Below are 16,013 nucleotides of genomic sequence, written 5' to 3' on the forward strand. Positions count from 1 at the left end.
GGAAACCCGTGCGCAAGTCCTCGCACGTTCGTTGCTCGTCCAATAGGCCGTTACCTAACGTCAAGCGCGTGTACCCCCGGTCGGAATCGCCCGTACACACCACCTACGCGGGATGCGGTTCATCGGCATCGACCCGGGAAGCGAGCACGGTGGCTGTCCTTCGGTCTGGGTGGACGGCAACGACGGCAGTTTCGTGATCCAGGACTGGGAGGTGGGCGTGACGTGGTCGCCCACGTGGAGCGTTACCTGGTGCCCGGAGTGATGGAGCAGACGGAAAGGACGTCCATACCCTCCACCGCGTAGTCCGACCAGTTCGCACCACCCGCGTAGCGGGCCCAGTCCGCCTTGCTGAGCTGCGCGTTGCTGTAACCGTGGCAAGCCGCCTCCTCCAGGTCGGCGACGACCTCGGCCAGGTTGCTGAGATCCCACAGGGAGGCCCCGCCGGGGCCGGCCGCCAGGGCGACGCCGCCATCGGCGCCGAGAGCCACGGAATTGATCTCCCGCGCGTATCCCTTCAACGCGGCCGACCGGGTCGGCCCGGACGGGTTGGAGAGGTCCCAGAGAAACACGGAATCGCTCGGTCCGGCGAGCAGGGCGGTCTTCCCATCAGGGGTCAAGGCCATGTCGTACATGTCACCGAGGGGCACCTCGAACATGGCCGTACGAGCCGGACGCGACCGGTCATCGAGGCTCCAGGCCTCGACCTGATGCCTGTTCTCGACGAGGGCGACGCGCCCGTCCGCGCTTATCGCCGTCTCCATCATGGGCCTCTCGGGCAGGGTCAGGTCGGCTGACTTGACCGGACGCGAGGGGTCGGCGAGGTCCCAGACCGTCACCGCCCCATCGTGGTCCGCGGTGACGGCGATCCCGCCGTCCGCGCTGAGTGCGAGGCCGCGGACGGAGGAGTTGTGCGCTCTCGTCACCGACAGGCGCGCTGGACGGGACCTGTCGGTCAGATTCCACACGGTCACGTCACCGGCCTCGTCGGCGATCACCGCCGTACGGCCGTCGTGTGACAACGCCAGCGCCTGCACACTGTCGGTCTTCCTCTTGCCCGCCAATGTGGCCGCCCGGATCGGCTTGGCCGGATCGGTGAGATCCCACACGATCGTGGCGCCTTCGCCGCCGGTCAGCGCGGTCCGCCCGTCGAAGGACAGCGACACCGCCTCCACGCCCTCCTTGTGGCCCTGCAACGCGGCGACCCGATCGGACTTCTGGATGACCTTGGGGTCGAGCCAGGTCGTGAGGTCCCATACGCTCACCTCGCCGTTGCCGATGTCACCGGTCAGCGCGACCCGCCCGTCACCGCTCAGCGCCACCTCGCTGGAGGCGTCCGGCGTGAGCTCGCTGCCGCGTCCCCAGACCAGCGTGTCGATCAGCCCCGCCCGGGTCTGCTCGTCAGAGTGGATCTTGACTGCGACCACACCGAGGTCCCGGGCCGTGCCTGGGGCGGCGTCGCGCAGGTCCGCGGCGTGCAGCGCGAGCCCATGAGCCAGTGCGACGCGCTCCTGAGCCAAGGCCCTGTCGTGCTCACGCTTCCACGCGAGTCCCGCTACGACCAGGGAGACGGCCAGGAGCACGGCAAGCACGATCGCGGACATTCTCCAGCGGGCGCCGCCGCGCGGATCCGCTTGCCGGGCTCCTGTCAGGTCATTCACTTCGGTCTCCAAACCGTCCGGCTCACAACAGTGCGTACTCTTTCCGGATGACGCGCTCGTGCTGGGGACCACAGTCCTTGGGACCGTACTGGCGGGTCAAGGCGCTGATCGGGCAGTCATTTACTGCTCCGGTCAAGGCCACGAGTTCGCCGTACGACGATTGCTCATCCTCCGCCAGGGTCACCCGAAAATCACCCCATGGGCGAGGTCATGCCCGCGTTGCCGAACAGGTCCTATACCAGGACGTGACGTGAACAGTTACGTTCGCGGAGCTCTCGCTGTGTCAGTCCGGCGTTCTTGGCAACGCGTCGGCATCAGGATTTTCACCCCTCTCGGACGACATGCGAATCGCCTCAATGATCATGAGCGGGATAAAACATAGAACAAGAACGCTGGACGCCACCATCAGCCGAGGTGCCCATATTCTAGCGTCTACCATGGTAGAAACGATCATCGTAGCACCCGCAAAGGATGCCAGCGCTGCAGCCACGGCTACCACTTTCCGGAGAATTCTCACTGACTGGAGTATGCCCATTGTGATCCGATCCTGATTTCTTTCGCGGAGGCGTGCGGCGGCGAGGTCATGAACCGATCCGGATTCGACGTCGGAGATCCACAGGGGCATGCCGCACTCGTATCCGAACCGTACGAACCGAAGCGGCGAGGATCCACCTCCACCCCAAGAAGCCAAATAACCGCAGGTCAGACCCACACCCGTTGGATTTTCGGCCAGGAATCCAGGGGCTCTGAAACCTTATAGGTAGCCAAGACCTCAACCTCCGATCTTGAATGAGCGATGTCGGGCTGTGCAGCCAGTGGCCTCTCACCGAACGTTGACCGGGAAGCCTGCGGCGGGGAACAGGCGTTCTGGGCCCGGAAAAGCCCGGCCAAGGTTCGGAGACGCTCCACTGGCCATTGTTAAATCCGACGGCCGGAACGGCAATCTGTTGGACAGCCAGAAGAAGTTGGACCGAAGAACGGGGAGAAATTCTTGCGTGCAACGATCAGGATCACTCGCACCATCGCAATTGCCAGCGCGGGTGCCGTGTTGTCGCTCGGTCTGAGCGCCACCACCGCGAACGCCGAGCCGAACCCCTGTGCCGGTCGTAGCAGCGACAGCGGCAGCGGTGGGAGTATCGGCACGATAGACCCCGTCACCGTCTACGGCACCTGGTACAACTGTGGCGGCGGAACGGGTGCCGACCGGAAAAAGCTCAACATCGCAAACGCAGATGACGGCCCGTGCATCACCATCCCGTACGGGAGCACCGGCTCCAGCACTGTTTCGAGATACCGCTACATCTCGGGCGTCGGCCCGGCTCCGCGCTACAACGGGTGGATATCCTGCTGACCTCCTGACCCGAAGCGGCCCTGCCCTCGATGGGGCGGGGCCGCTTTGCTTGACCGGTCGGGAGGGCAGGCCGTTTGGGCCGTTCACCGGCCCCGCGACGTCCGCCGCCGAAACCCCACATCGATCACCTCATCCTGCTGCCAACGCGCGGAAGACTCTCTAACATCAATTCCAGACGGATGCCGAAAAGTCAGGAGAAAGTGTGACTGATCAGGCTACGCCGGACGGGGTCGACCCGAACGTGCCCAACGTCGCCCGGATGTACGACTACTACCTGGACGGCAAGGACAATTTCGCCGCCGACCGGGCCGCAGCCGAGCAGATTCTGAAGCTCTTTCCCGAGACCCGCGACTCCGCGAGGGAGAACCGGGCGTTCCTCGCACGTGCCGTACGCCATCTGGTCGAGTCGGGTGTCCGGCAGATCGTGGACCTGGGCTCCGGGCTACCCACGCAGGGCAACACCCACGAGATCGCGCACGCGGTCGCGCCCGACACCCGCGTGGTCTACGTGGACTACGACCCCATCGTGTGCGCGCACAGCCGGGCGCTCCTGGCGAACGGCGACAACGTCACCATCGTGCAGGCCGACGCGCGTGCCCCGGAGACGCTGCTGGCCCGGCTGCGCGAGCACGTCGACTTCGACCGGCCCGTGGCGTTCCTGCTGCTGGCCATTCTGCACTTCATCCCGGACGAGAACCCCGACGGCGCGGGCGCCTACCAGATCACCCAGCGGCTGTCCGAGGCGAGCGCGCCGGGCAGCCACCTCGTTCTCAGTCACGCGATCGACGCCAAGCCGGACAGCACACCGGAGGCTCTGGAGATCTACAACCGGGCCACCGAGGCGCTGAGCCTGCGCACGCACGCGGAGATCTCCCGCTTCTTCGACGGCTACGAGCTGCTCGAACCCGGCCTGGTGTTCCCCAAGGACTGGCACCCCGTCGATCCTCCCCTGTCCGGCGAGCGGAACACCTCGATCGGCTACGTCGGAGTGGGCCGCAAGCCCTCCTGACCCGCATGATGTGCCGGGCGAGAGTACGAGCGTCAGGATGACCGAGGCCACCATCACGACCGGGATGGTCTTGGTCTTCTCACTGTCGACGAAAGCGATCGCCAGGAAGAGCTTCCGTCACCGGCAGGCCTACCGGATCGTGTCGAACATCGTAAAGAGCCGGTGGGGCAGTTCGACCTGGGGCTGTGACATCTCCAGCCCGGAGGTCACAGCCATGATCACCGGTAAAGCCTCCCATGAGACCGTGCCGTCGTACCGGACACGACCCCCCGGACGACGCGTGCGCAGCGAAGCCGCATACTTCCCGGAGTTCGGCCGTTCAACAATGACCCCCAGATCTCTGTCGAATAATTCTTTTGCGATAATTATGGGTTTGAAAGAAAGAGTCCGTTTTATGTGCTTTTGTCAGTGAATGTCGGGTATCACTCTCCCGCTGAGAATGTCGCGGTCCCGTGGTCCAGCCTCGGTCGGCACGACGGCACCGCTTGATCGGCAAAGGAGATGAGCACCATGTCCAACCGAATCCTTCAGGCAATCGCGGTCGGCGCGACGAGTGTCGCGCTGATCGGCGGCATGGCGGGCATGGCGGGTGCGGCCCCGACCGACCCCACCCCCTCGCCCAGCGCGACGGCGAAGCCATCCCAGACCAAGCAATGCCAGAAAGACAAGGACTGCAAGAAGGGGTACGCGGCCGGACGCAAGGCCGGCAAGACCTCCTGCAAGAGCGGCACGGGCAGCAGTACTCCTAGCGGTTCCGCAGAGTACAAGCGCGGATTCGCGTTGGGGTACAAGCACGCCCGCGCCCGATACTGCTAGGGGCAACGAACACCAAGAAAAGGGGCGCGGAGGCGTTTGCTTCCATGCCCCTTTTCTCCTGGCAGAGCGGCCCGCTCAGCCGGCGGAGGTGAGCAGCGGCAGTTTCCGTACGCCGGTCATGTTGGGGCTGGGGATGAACTGCGGCGGCTCGTCCGGATCGGTGCGCAGGTGGGGGAAGCGGTCAAGCAGGATGTCGAGCGCGACCCGGCCCTCCAGGCGGGCCAGCGGCGCGCCGAGGCAGAAGTGGATGCCCCGGCCGAGACCGAGGTGGGGGTTGGGGTCACGGGTCGGGTCGAAGGCGTCGGGGTCGGCGAACTGCCGGGGGTCGCGGTTGGCCGCCGCGATCCACACCATGAGCAGCTGGTCGGCGGGCACCTGTTGTCCGCCGAGCTCGACGTCGACGTTGGTGACCCGGCCGAGGGCCGCGAACGGGCTGAAGAAGCGCAGGGACTCCTCGATCGCGGCGGGGACCGTCGACCGGTCCGCACGGGCGCGGGCAAATTGCTCGGGGTGGGCGTCCAGGCAGAGCACCGTGTTGCCCAGCAACATGGTGGTGGTGATGTGCCCGGCCAGCAGCAGGATGTTGGCGAAGTTCACCACCTCGGTCTGGGTGAGGCGCTCGCCGTCCACCTCGGCCTCGACGAGTTTGGTGAGCAGGTCGGCACGCGGCCTGAGGCGTCGCTCCGCGGCGTGTTCGCCGAGGTAGTCGGTCAGGTGCTTGACCTGCTCCATGGCGACCTCAAGGTTGCGCGCCTGCTCCACACTGTGGTCGACGAGGGAGAACTGCTGGGAGTTCTCCAGCATCCTGTCGACCCACTGCTTGAACAGGTGCCGATCCGAGCCGGGAACACCCAGCAGTTCCGCGATGACGATGACCGGCAGCGGGTAGGCGAGATCGGCCACCAGGTCCATCCGGCCCGTGTCGGCCACCTCGTCGAGCAGTTCGCCGGTCAGCGCGGCGATGCGCGGTTCGAGGTCGGCGACGACCTTCGGGGTGAAGGCGTGGCTGACGAGCTTGCGAAGCTTGCCGTGCATGGGCGGGTCCAGTTGCGTCAGGCTGCGCTCGGAGGGTCTGGCGACCTCGGGTACCACGCGGCTGGTATCGGAGGAGAAGGTCTTCGGGTCGCCGAGAATCCGCAGTGCCTCGGGGTAGCCGTAGACGTTCCACATCCCGGTGCCGGCGTCGAAGCTCACCGGCTGGTCCGGCCGCCTTCCGCGTAGCCAGAAGTGCCCCTCGTGCAGGCCCCATGTGTCGGCGATGGTGGTCATGGTCTGCCTTTCTCATCGGGACGGGTCCGGGATCAGCCGGGCTCGTGCGTTCTCTCGTACGCGTAGATCCAGGTGCGGTAGGGCGGGATCAGGTCCTCGAAGACGGCGATGATCTCCGAGACCGCCTTGGCCAGTTCCTCCGGGGTCGGTGGCTCGGCCGGTTCGAAGGCGTGCCTGATGACGTGGGCGAGTGAGTCGACCTTGGCCCGCATGTCCAGCACGACGGCCATCGGATCCGAATTCTCGTAGACGTGGAACCCGGTCATCGTCGCGCTCAGCGTGTACGCCAGGTTCGGCACGTCGTCGCGGAACAGGCCGTGCCGGGTCATCAGGTCGTAGAACCGTTCGGAGGCGAGCAACTCCTGGCTGTGCAGGAAGGCGTCGGCCGGCCTGCGCTGCGTCTGCCGCAGGTATCCCTCGGACAGCGCCCGCAGCACCGGCCGGCGGTCGACGATGAGGAACGACGCGGGGATGAAGCGGTGCGGCAGCAGCATCGCCGGGTCCCGGCGCAGCTCGTCGAGGAGCTCCTCGACATAGGAGATCGTCTCACGCAGCAGCATGGCCTCGAACAACTGCTGCTTGGTCCGCCAGTGCAGGTAGACGGTGCCCTTGCCGATGCCGGCCGACTGGGCGATGTCGTCGATCGTCACCTTCCGGTAGCCGAGGCGTACGAGCAGCTCGGCCGCCGCGTCGAGGATCCGGTCGGCGCGACCGACGGTCTGCCCTGCTCGTTCCGTCACTCTGGGACCTTTCCCTCTGACCTCATGACCAATTATGAAATCTGGTCAACAAGTCAGAGAGTAGACCTCCCCTCCGGCGCGGACAATCCCCTTTCGGACCGGCGCGCCTACCTCCTGGTGTTCGTAAGGCTTACCGGGAAGGCGCTCAGGGCAGGATTTCCAGTCGAACATCAGGGATGCCGTAGTACAGATGTGGCGCGGAGGTGATGATTCGCCGGCCTCCGCGCGCTTCGGCCAGGATCACGGCATGCGCGGCGGCGAGAACCGCCCCGACCTCTGACCCGGACGGCCCGGCGCGTGCCGCTCCGGGTTCGCCCACATCTTCGGGCCGAGTTGGGCGACGCCCAGGACATCGGCGAACTGATAGGCGTTGGCCCCGGCGAATGGGCCCAAGAATCGAAGCCGTCGCACAGAAGAACTGCTGACCGGTCGACTGTCGCTGCGATGCCCGATGTCTCTCAACCGCCGTGGTCCCGCTGGGTCAAACCGCTGCCGACCCGAACAGGCGGTCCAGACGGTAGTCGATGATCTTGGTGGCGGCCTCGTGGCTGCGCTGCCGGCTGAGGACACTGGAGGTCAGGCCGTTGGCGAGAGCCAGAAGGCCGGCGACTTCGGTACGCGGGTCACGATCGGGGGCGATCTCCCCGGCCTGCTGCGCGGCGGTCAACCGTACGGTGAGGAAGTCTTCCAGCGCGTTGGGCAGGGTGACACCGACCGCGGCGAGCGCCGGGTCGGTGAGGGCGGCGGTGTAGTAGGCGGTCCAGGCCATGGAGTCCAGTTTGCTCTGCTCGTCGAAGGGCAGGATCGTGCCGAGGACGGCGGCGAAAACGCCTCGCGGTGTCAGCTCGCCCGCGACAGCGGCGGCCCGCTGCTTGACCCGGCGATCCATGCGGGCACCCAGCTCGGTGAGGCCAGACTCGAGCAAGGCCTGCTTGTTCGTGAAGTAGTACTGGACGACGCGCAGCGAGACCCCGGCCTCGGCGGCGATCTCACGCATCGACACCGCCTGCAGGCCACGGGTGCTGGCGATGCGCAGCAGCGCCTCGGTCAACTGGCGCCGCCGCGCTTCATGATCCACCTGTTTGGGCATACTGGTTTCCTAGACGTGCTTCGGCGTTGTGATGACGGGCCGCGCCTGGCCGGGAAAGCTGAGGATCCGCTCGGCGACCAGGTCCGGAGCCTCGACGGACAGCGAATGTCCGGTGCCGGGCACGATCTCCACGCGCCAGGACGGCGCGATGTCGGCCAGCCGCGCGGCCAGCGCCTGCGCGTCTAGCAGCGCGCTGCGGGCGCCCAGCAGCACCTGCACGGGCACGGACACCTCGCGTATCTGCTCGTCGGTGTAAGCGGGCGGGATGGGCACACGCCGACGGAAGGACCATCCGGCCCGCATCAGCCTCACCAGCTCGTCCTCGCGCAGCACCCCGTTGTCCACGACGTCGGCCATGCGGTGTCGCAACGTACGAGGGAGCATGGAGGCGATGGCGCCGGCAAGGGCCCACCGAATGAACCGCTTGGGCAACGGCGCGAAGCCGCCCGGGTCCACCAGCGTCAGCGCCGCGACCCGGCCGCCCCCGCCGAGTTGCTGTTCCACCGCGGCCCAACCGCCGGCTGAGAAACCCGCCACGTGTGCGCGCTCGGCGCCGACCTCGGCCAGTACGTCGGTGACCCAGCCGCCGACCTCGGCACCGGTCGCGAGCGGCCGCCTCTGAACCGAGCGACCTGGCTCGCCGAGAGGGTCGACGGCAAGGACCGGGCGCGTGCGCGCCAACGGCTCGATGTAGCGGTACCAGGCCAGTGCGTTCCCGCCGGCACCGGCCAGGAGGACCACCGGATCCCCCTCAGCGGGCCCGGCCCGGTGGATCCGCACACTGCCGGCGCGGGTCTCCACGTCGATGGCGTCCACCGGCACCGGCCACAGCTCGCCGAGCGCTCGGTCATAGGCGGCGTAGTACTTGTCACGGGCAGAGTCGCTGGTGAAGGCGGACGGCCGGTCAGGCATGCGCATGGTGACCTCATCTCCCGAATGGATACAGTCGTATCCTATCAAGTGGCCGGCGAGGCCGCGACCGCGTTGGTTGAGTGGGGTCGGTAAAGCTACCAGCGCCTTGGGCTCAGAGGTAGAAGTTCGGGGCCTTTCAGGGAAGTGTGGGAACCGACTCAATGAGGGTGACGAGGCCGTGCTCGTCGAGAAGGTCGACGGGGCGGACCGTCTCGCCCAGCAGGACGTAGTGGAAGGCCGCCCCCACCTGCTCCAGCGGGACGGCGGCCAGGTGGGACCAGGCCAGCCGGTAGGCGGCGAGCTGGACGGAGGCGGCGGCCTCGGCCTTCCTGCCCCTGGGACGCCGGCCGGTCTTCCAGTCGACGACCTCGTAGCGCCCTTCGGAGATCTGGAAGACGGCGTCCATCCGGCCGCGGACCACCCGGTCGGCGATCACGGTTTCGAAGGGGACCTCGACGTCGAGCGGCTCCCTGCCCGCCCACTCGCTCTCCTCGAAGCGGTCGCGCAGCTGGTCGAGGTGGGCGTCGGTCTCCTCGAAGTCGTCGGACGCGCCGGGCAGCTCGAACTCGTCCATCAGCCGCTGCTGGCCCCAGCGCCCCTCCAGCCAGCGGTGGAAGGAGGTGCCCCGGCGGGCCAGCGGCGCGGGCTTCCTGGGCACCGGGCGGCGGATCTGCCTGGCCAGCGCCTTGGGGTCGGAGGCCAGCGTGACGAGGGAGGAGACGGTCAGGTGGGCGGGCAGCTCCACCCTGCCGCCACCGCGCCGCCGGTTCATCTCCCGCTCCCTGAGCAGAAGCTCGATGTCACGCTCCCAGGCCTTCGCCCGCTCCCTGTCCCATCCCCGCAGCTCGGCCGCCGGCACCGACCGCCGCTCCCCTGCCTCGACCTCGGAATCGGCGCGGTCGCCCTGCCAGGTGTCCACCGCTCCGGGAAAAGGCACATCCGCCTCCCCGGGAAAGGACGCATCCCCGTTTCCCTGGGCTCCCGGAGAGGGCACGTTCCCCTCCTGCGGATCGCTGGGAAGGGGCACATCACCACCCCCCTGGTCCTCGGGAACGGTGTCACCGTGGTCATCCTCCCCATCCGACAGGTCCTCGGGGAAGAACGCGTCCTCGTCCCACGGATCTTCGGGGAAGGGCACCTCCTCGTCCCGGGGTGCCTCGGGGAAGGGGACATCCTCGGGAGCGTCAAGGAAGGGGACGTCCTCGGCGGAGCCGGGAACGGGCCCCCCGGCGAGGGCCGCGAGGGCGGCCTCGACCATGGTGGCGCCGTCGAGAACGGCGGCGTAGCGGGCGTCGTCCGGCTCGATCGGCCACCGGGCCTCGGCCGGCTCGGCGAGGAGCGGGTTGGTGGCGCCCTCCTCCATCTCCGGGGCCCAGAAGTCCACCCTGCCGCAGGTCTCGCGGATCTCCAGCAGGAAGTCCGACGGCTCCAGCGGCCTGGACGCGGTGCCCCAGCGGTAGCCGGAGGCGATCAGCAGGTAGTGGGCGCGGGTGACGGCGACGTACGCCAGGCGACGCTCCTCAAGCAGATCGCGGTCGCGGCAGCGCTCGTCGAAGTCGGCCAGCTCCTCCTTGGCCAGCCCGGCCAGTCCGGGCAGGTCGGAGGCGTCTCCACGGAGCTGGTAGGGCAGCTTGCGGGGGTTCTCCGTCCACTTCGGGCTGGTCGTGGAGCGGGCCGGGAACACGGTGCCGACGGTGAGCGTCCCGGCCTTCGAGAGCGCCTGGGAGAGGCCGGGCACCACCACGACCGGCCATTCCAGCCCCTTGGAGGCATGGACCGTCATTAGTTTCACGCTGTTGCTCTCGCCCACCCGCCCGGCGTCCAGGCCGTTCTCCTCCTCGTCCGCCGCCTTCAGGAACGCCAGGAACGCGCCCAGCGTGGGATCCTCGGAGTCTCCGGCGAACCGGGCGGCGGCGTCCAGGAAGGCGTCGAGGTCGGCGCGGGCGGCGAACGGGCCGACGGCCGTCCCCCTGGCCGCCACCTCGATGTCCAGGCCGAGCCTGCGCTCGATCTCCAGGATCAGGTCGGGCAGCGGCTGGCCGGTGTGGGCGCGCAGCAGGCGCAATTCCTGGGCCATGGCGACCAGCCGCACCCTCGCCGGCGGGGAGAACAGATCCTGCCAGGCGGGACGGTCGGGCAGCTCGTCGAGGGCGTCGACCAGGCTGCCGCGCTCCTCGGCCATGTCGGCCACCACCTGGTCCAGCGGGTCGGCCACCGGCGACGCGCCCTCGCGGGTCTCCCGGTTCAGCTCGCGGGCCCGCTCGCCCAGTTCCTTGAGGTCGGCGGGGCCGATCCGCCAGCGGGGGCCGGAGAGCAACCGCACCAGGGCGTCCCCCGCGCTCGGGTCGTAGATAACGCGCAGGGTGGAGACGATGTCGGCGACCTCCGGCACAAGGAGCAGTCCGCCCAGGCCGACGACCTCGACCGGGATGCCGCGCTCCTCCAGGGCCTTGCGGAGCGCGGGGAACTGCGAGCGTTTGCGCGCCAGGATCGCCACGTCGTGCGGCTGGAGCGACTGCGGCCCGCCCCACATGCTCTGCTTGGCCTTCTTACGCTCGCCGTCGCCCCACGGCATGCCGTCGGGCGCGTTCTCGACGCCCAGCACCCTGGCGATCTCCAGGGCGACCTGGCGCGCCTCGTCGTCCGCGGTCTCGTGGAAGGCGCACATCACCCGGCCGCGCTCGACCCGGTTCTTACCGGGCACCAGGACCGGCACCTCCCTGGCCTCCATCCGGAGCGGCAGCTGGAGCCGGGCGGCGACGTCCAGCACGGCGTCACCGTTGCGGAAGCTGACCGACAGGCGGTTGACGGGCGCGAGCTCCCCCGAGGCGGTCCTGAAGTCACGGGGGAATCGGGTGAGGTTGCCCGCCGAGGCACCGCGCCAGCCGTAGATGGACTGGCAGGGGTCGCCCACCGCCGTCACCGGGTGGCCGCCGCCGAACAGGGCGCGGAGCAGGACGAGCTGGGCGTGGCTGGTGTCCTGGTACTCGTCCAGCAGGACCACGGCGAACCGCCCGCGCTCGATCTCGCCGACGTCGGCGTGCCGGTCGGCGATCCTGGCGGCCAGCGCCATCTGGTCGCCGTGGTCGACCACCTCCCGGCCGCGCTTGAGCCGGTTGTACGCCTCGACCAGCGGCAGCAGCTGCTCCCTGGCCCGCTGGGTGAGCAGCGGTCTGCGCTGGTCCTTGGTCGGGGTGCCGGGCAGCTCGGCGAACCGCTGGGCGAGCTTGGCGCCGACGTCGCGCACGTCCTGCGGGGTGCGCAGGTGTTCGGCCAGCTCACCGGCCAGTTCGAGGACCGCCCGGGTGACGGTCGCCGGGCTCCACTCGACCTGCTCCATCGGTCCGTCGTACGCGCTGACCACCCGGCTGGCGAGCTGCCAGGAGACGGCCGGGGAGACCAGGCGCATGGTCGGCTCCAGCGCCTCGCGCAGGGCGTGCTCGGTGACCAGACGGGCCGCGTAGGCGTGGTACGTCGAGATGGTCGGCTCGCCCTCCATCAGCTCCGCCGGTACCTGCCCGACCTCGACGAGACCGTTGAGCCGCTCGCGCACCCGCGCGGCCAGCTCCGCGGCGGCCTTCCTGGTGAAGGTCAGACCGAGCACCTGCTCGGGGCGGAGCAGCCCGTTGGCGACCAGCCAGACGACGCGCCCGGCCATGGTCTCGCTCTTGCCCGACCCGGCCCCGGCCATCACGACCATCGGTTCGAGCCCGGCCTCGATCACGGCCGCCTGTTCCGGGGTCGGCGGCAGGATGCCCAGCTTGGCGGCAAGCTGAACCGGGCTCAGCACGCGGCGCCCCCGGTGGACGCGACACGGCCCCGGTGCCGGAGAGCGGCACGGATGTGCCCGAGGAACGGCGCGTGGTGCCGAAGACACCCCGCGCCGGAGCGGTTCAGCACACCTGGTCTCCGTTCTTGCTGACCGGGCAGCTGGACCGTACGGCGCAGGTGCGGCAGCCGTCGTTGACCTTGGCCTGGAAGAACGGCCCTGACATGCCGACGGCGACGGTGCCGACCATGTCCCGGGCCCAGCCGGGCTCGGGGTCGTCGGACAGGGGAGGCTGTGTCTGCTCCTTGGCCTGCTTCTTGCCCGCCGCGTCGCCCACCTGGACCAGGGCCGCACCGCCCGGCTCGGTCAGGCCGTGCCGCTGGAAGGCGCCGAGCAGCGCGGCGAGCTGGTAGACGCCGAGCTGGGGGTGGCGTTCGAGCTCGGTGTCCTTGGCGCCGGTCTTGCCGGTCTTGATGTCGATGATCACGGCTCGACCCTCACCGTCGCGCTCGACCCGGTCGACCCGGCCCTTGATCTGCACCCCCTCGGAGACCATGGCCGTGAACGCCTCCTCCAGGCCGACCAGTGTCCGGGGATTCTCCTCGTGCCAGCGGACGAACTTGGAGATCATCTCCTCGGCGACCGCGCGCTGCTTGCGGTTGTACCAGACACCACCGAAGTCGAGCTCGTTCCAGATCTCGTCCAGGCGCTTGCCGAGAGTCTCCTCGGTGGGCATGCCGGTCGCGGCGAGCACCGCCAGCGCGTGCACGACGGTGCCCAGGCCTCGGGCCGCGTCGGTACCGCCCGCGCCCACCGAGGTCTCCAGCAGCCAGCGCAGGCCGCACTTGCTGAAGCTCTCCACCGCCGAGGGCGAGACCCGCACGATGTCGTCGGGCCAGCTCAGCGGGCGGTCGTCGGAGATGGGGGTGAGGGCGTACCAGTCGTTGGGGTGGGCGCCGGGCACTCCCGCGGCGGCGAGCCTGGCCAGGTGCTCGGCCGCCGCCCTGCGCAGCGGTTCCGGCCTGGTGGAGTCGGTGACCGCCGATCGCAGGTCGGCCACCAGCGCGGACATGCTCAGCCAGCGGGACCGCTCGTCGACGCCCGCCTCCTCGGTCGAGCCGGGCACCAGCTCGGTGAGGAAGCGGGAGGGCCGCTCCTCGGTGTCGTCGCCACCCACGGCGGTGACGATGAGCCTGCTCCTGGCCCTGGTGGCGACCACGTAGAACAGCCGACGCTCCTCGGCCAGCAGCTGGGAGGCGAGCGCGGCGGAGACGGCCGCCGGGTTCTCGTGCTCGGAACCCTCGGCCCTGGCGACCATGTCGTCGGTACTCAGGATGGACCCGCGCAGCCGCAGGTCCGGCCAGGCGCCCTCCTGGACCCCGGCGACGACCACCACGTCCCACTCCAGGCCCTTGGAGCGGTGCGCGGTGAGGATGCGGACCTTGTCTCCGTCGGGAGCCCGAGCGGCGAGGGAGTCTCCGGGGATCTCCTGGGCCACCAGGTCCTCGACGAACACGTCCACCCCGGCGTGCGGGAGCCGGTCGACGAACCTGGCCGTGTGGTCGAAGAGCGCCACGACGGCGTCGAGGTCACGGTCCGCCATGGTGCCCCTGACGCCGCCCCTGAGGCTGACCTCGGTCCACTTTCCGGCCAGCCCGGTGGCCTGCCAGACGGTCCACAGCACGTCCTCGGCGGTGCCGCCCTGCCGTACGGCCTCGGTGGCGGCGGAGATGAGACCGGCGACCCGCTCGGCGGGCAGCGCCACGTGCGGCTCCACCCGCACCAGCTCCCGCGCGTCCTTCAACGCGGCGACCAGCAGCTCTCCCGAGGAGCGGGGGCCGGGGGCCTCGCGCTCCAGGTCGAGATCCACATCGAGATCCACATCGAGAACCGCCTGCTCGGCCGCCTCGTGCTCGGCGGGGTGGGCCAGCACCTCGTGCTCGGCGATCCGCAGGGCGCGGCGGAGCCGGCGCACACCGATCATGTCGGTGCCGCCGAGCGCGCCGGTCAGCAGCTCTTCCGCCACCCCCTCGTCGAGGGTCTCCGGGTGCAGCGCCACCTGGATGAGCCTGATCAGCGGCCGCACGCCCGGCTCCTGGAAGAGCGGCACCTCGCTGCCGCCGACCACGACCGGCACCCCGGCGGTGACCAGGGCGCGGCGCAGCAGTGGCACCTGGCGGGTCGCGGAGCGGACCAGCACCGCCATCCGCGACCAGGGGACCCCGTCGAGCAGGTGCGCCCTGCGGAGCGTGTCGGCCACGATCGCCGCCTCCTGAGGTGCCCCGTCGGCCACCAGCACCCGTACGTCACCGGGGTCGGCGTCCGGCAGGGCGCGCAGGTCGCGGTGGGCGGCCCCGCCGGGGGTGGCGGGCAGCCGGGTGGTGACGCGGCGGGTGGCCCGCAGCAGGTTCCGGCCGCTGCGGCGACAGACGCGCAGCGCGACGACGGGGGCCTTCGCGCCGTGGGCGTCGCGGAACCGGTCGGTGAAGTTCATGATCCCTCGGACGTCGGCACCGCGGAAACCGTAGATCGACTGGTCGGGATCTCCGACCGCGACCAGGTCGCGCCCCTCCCCCGCCAGCTGCTGGAGCAGGAACTCCTGGGCGGGGTCGGTGTCCTGGTACTCGTCGACGAAGACGGCGTCGTACGCCGATCGCTCGCGGTCGCGCACCTCGGGGTCGGAGAGCAGCGCCCCCGCCGCCCGGATCAGCTCCGCGTAGTCGAGCACCGGTTCGAGATCGAGGTCGAACCTGGCCTGGTAGCGGTCCGCGAACCTGCCTGCGGCCACCCAGTCGAGGCGGCCGTGGCGGCGGCCCAGCCCGACCAGCTCCGGCCCGTCGAGGCCGCGTTCGGCGGCGCGGGCCAGGAAGTCACGGAGCTCGGAGGCGAAGCCGCGCGTCTTGAGCGCCTCGTGCATGTCCTGCGGCCAGTGGACGGCGCCGTCCTCCAGCTCGCCGTGGAGCAGACGGCGGATCTCCAGGAGCTGCTCGGGGCCGGTCAGCAGGCGCGGCGGCACCCCTCCGGCGATCACCGCCTCGCGGCGGAGCAGCGCGTAGGCGTAGCTGTGGAAGGTGAGGGAGAGCGGGGTGCGGGTGGTACGGCGCATCCGGGCCGTGATGCGCTCGCGCAACTCCTCGGCGGCCTTGCGGCTGAAGGTGAGGACGAGCACCCGCTCGGGGTCGATGCCCCGACGCTCGATCCGGTCCACGACGGTCTCCACGATCGTGGTGGTCTTGCCGGTGCCCGGCCCGGCGAGCACGAGCAGCGGGCCGCTCTCGTGGGCCACCACCGCCCGCTGGTGCTCGTCCAGCACAGGGGCAACAGCTCTCCCCGCACCCTCACGACGTACCAGCCGCCAGTCCTGACCACTCACAACTCGCCATTCCACCAGATCCCGGA

13 protein-coding genes are annotated in these 16,013 nt (G+C 69.5%); 5 read left to right on the forward strand and 8 right to left on the reverse strand.

The genetic code is table 11. From position 1 onward, the window contains the following. Window positions 1–112 precede the first annotated feature (112 nt). Window positions 113–262: a hypothetical protein gene (locus ACQP0P_RS41300; protein WP_433366689.1), complete on the forward strand. Its 150-nt coding sequence runs from the start codon at window positions 113–115 to the stop codon at window positions 260–262. Here ACQP0P_RS41300 and ACQP0P_RS41305 read toward each other — a convergent pair. Both ACQP0P_RS41305 and ACQP0P_RS41310 read right to left on the reverse strand, forming a co-directional pair. Then, the gene (locus tag ACQP0P_RS41305; protein WP_433366691.1) at window positions 243–1,658 is read right to left on the reverse strand and encodes a WD40 repeat domain-containing protein; all 1,416 of its coding nucleotides are present in this window, start codon (window positions 1,656–1,658) and stop codon (window positions 243–245) included. The two genes, ACQP0P_RS41300 and ACQP0P_RS41305, sit on opposite strands and share 20 nt — an antisense overlap. A 283-nt stretch (window positions 1,659–1,941) precedes the next feature. Then, window positions 1,942–2,283 carry a hypothetical protein gene (locus ACQP0P_RS41310; protein ID WP_433366693.1) on the reverse strand — a complete coding sequence of 114 codons (342 nt, stop codon included), beginning with the start codon at window positions 2,281–2,283 and terminating at the stop codon, window positions 1,942–1,944. Between the two features lie 366 nt (window positions 2,284–2,649). Here ACQP0P_RS41310 and ACQP0P_RS41315 point away from each other — a divergent pair, with 366 nt between their 5' ends. The 4 genes from ACQP0P_RS41315 (at window position 2,650) to ACQP0P_RS41330 (ending at window position 4,834) form a co-directional block, all read left to right on the forward strand. Further along, on the forward strand, window positions 2,650–3,009 hold the full coding sequence (locus tag ACQP0P_RS41315; protein ID WP_433366696.1) for a hypothetical protein: 360 nt from the start codon (window positions 2,650–2,652) through the stop codon (window positions 3,007–3,009). Window positions 3,010–3,211: 202 nt separating this feature from the next. Continuing rightward, complete coding sequence (locus ACQP0P_RS41320) at window positions 3,212–4,018, forward strand: SAM-dependent methyltransferase (RefSeq protein ID WP_433366699.1); 807 nt, start codon at window positions 3,212–3,214, stop codon at window positions 4,016–4,018. Window positions 4,019–4,055: 37 nt separating this feature from the next. Beyond that, window positions 4,056–4,430, forward strand: a complete 375-nt coding sequence (locus ACQP0P_RS41325) for a hypothetical protein (protein WP_433366702.1) — start codon at window positions 4,056–4,058, stop codon at window positions 4,428–4,430. An 89-nt stretch (window positions 4,431–4,519) separates the two neighbouring features. Beyond that, complete coding sequence (locus tag ACQP0P_RS41330; protein ID WP_433366705.1) at window positions 4,520–4,834, forward strand: hypothetical protein; 315 nt, start codon at window positions 4,520–4,522, stop codon at window positions 4,832–4,834. A 75-nt stretch (window positions 4,835–4,909) separates the two neighbouring features. Here ACQP0P_RS41330 and ACQP0P_RS41335 read toward each other — a convergent pair whose 3' ends face one another. The 6 genes from ACQP0P_RS41335 to ACQP0P_RS41360 all read right to left on the reverse strand — a co-directional run bounded on the left by ACQP0P_RS41335 (window position 4,910) and on the right by ACQP0P_RS41360 (window position 15,987). Beyond that, the gene (locus ACQP0P_RS41335; RefSeq protein WP_433366707.1) at window positions 4,910–6,103 is read right to left on the reverse strand and encodes a cytochrome P450; all 1,194 of its coding nucleotides are present in this window, start codon (window positions 6,101–6,103) and stop codon (window positions 4,910–4,912) included. A gap of 32 nt (window positions 6,104–6,135) precedes the next feature. Beyond that, window positions 6,136–6,843 carry a TetR/AcrR family transcriptional regulator gene (locus ACQP0P_RS41340; RefSeq protein ID WP_433366710.1) on the reverse strand — a complete coding sequence of 236 codons (708 nt, stop codon included), beginning with the start codon at window positions 6,841–6,843 and terminating at the stop codon, window positions 6,136–6,138. A 481-nt stretch (window positions 6,844–7,324) separates the two neighbouring features. Further along, complete coding sequence (locus ACQP0P_RS41345) at window positions 7,325–7,933, reverse strand: TetR/AcrR family transcriptional regulator (protein ID WP_433366713.1); 609 nt, start codon at window positions 7,931–7,933, stop codon at window positions 7,325–7,327. Between the two features lie 9 nt (window positions 7,934–7,942). Further along, the gene (locus ACQP0P_RS41350) at window positions 7,943–8,851 is read right to left on the reverse strand and encodes an alpha/beta fold hydrolase (protein ID WP_433366716.1); all 909 of its coding nucleotides are present in this window, start codon (window positions 8,849–8,851) and stop codon (window positions 7,943–7,945) included. A 130-nt stretch (window positions 8,852–8,981) separates the two neighbouring features. Continuing rightward, window positions 8,982–12,635, reverse strand: a complete 3,654-nt coding sequence (locus ACQP0P_RS41355) for an ATP-dependent helicase (RefSeq protein ID WP_433366719.1) — start codon at window positions 12,633–12,635, stop codon at window positions 8,982–8,984. Between the two features lie 103 nt (window positions 12,636–12,738). Continuing rightward, the gene (locus ACQP0P_RS41360) at window positions 12,739–15,987 is read right to left on the reverse strand and encodes an ATP-dependent helicase (protein WP_433366722.1); all 3,249 of its coding nucleotides are present in this window, start codon (window positions 15,985–15,987) and stop codon (window positions 12,739–12,741) included. Window positions 15,988–16,013: the final 26 nt, after the last annotated feature.

This window comes from Streptosporangium sp. CA-115845, assembly GCF_050943795.1.
In the GTDB taxonomy this organism is placed as follows: domain Bacteria; phylum Actinomycetota; class Actinomycetes; order Streptosporangiales; family Streptosporangiaceae; genus Streptosporangium.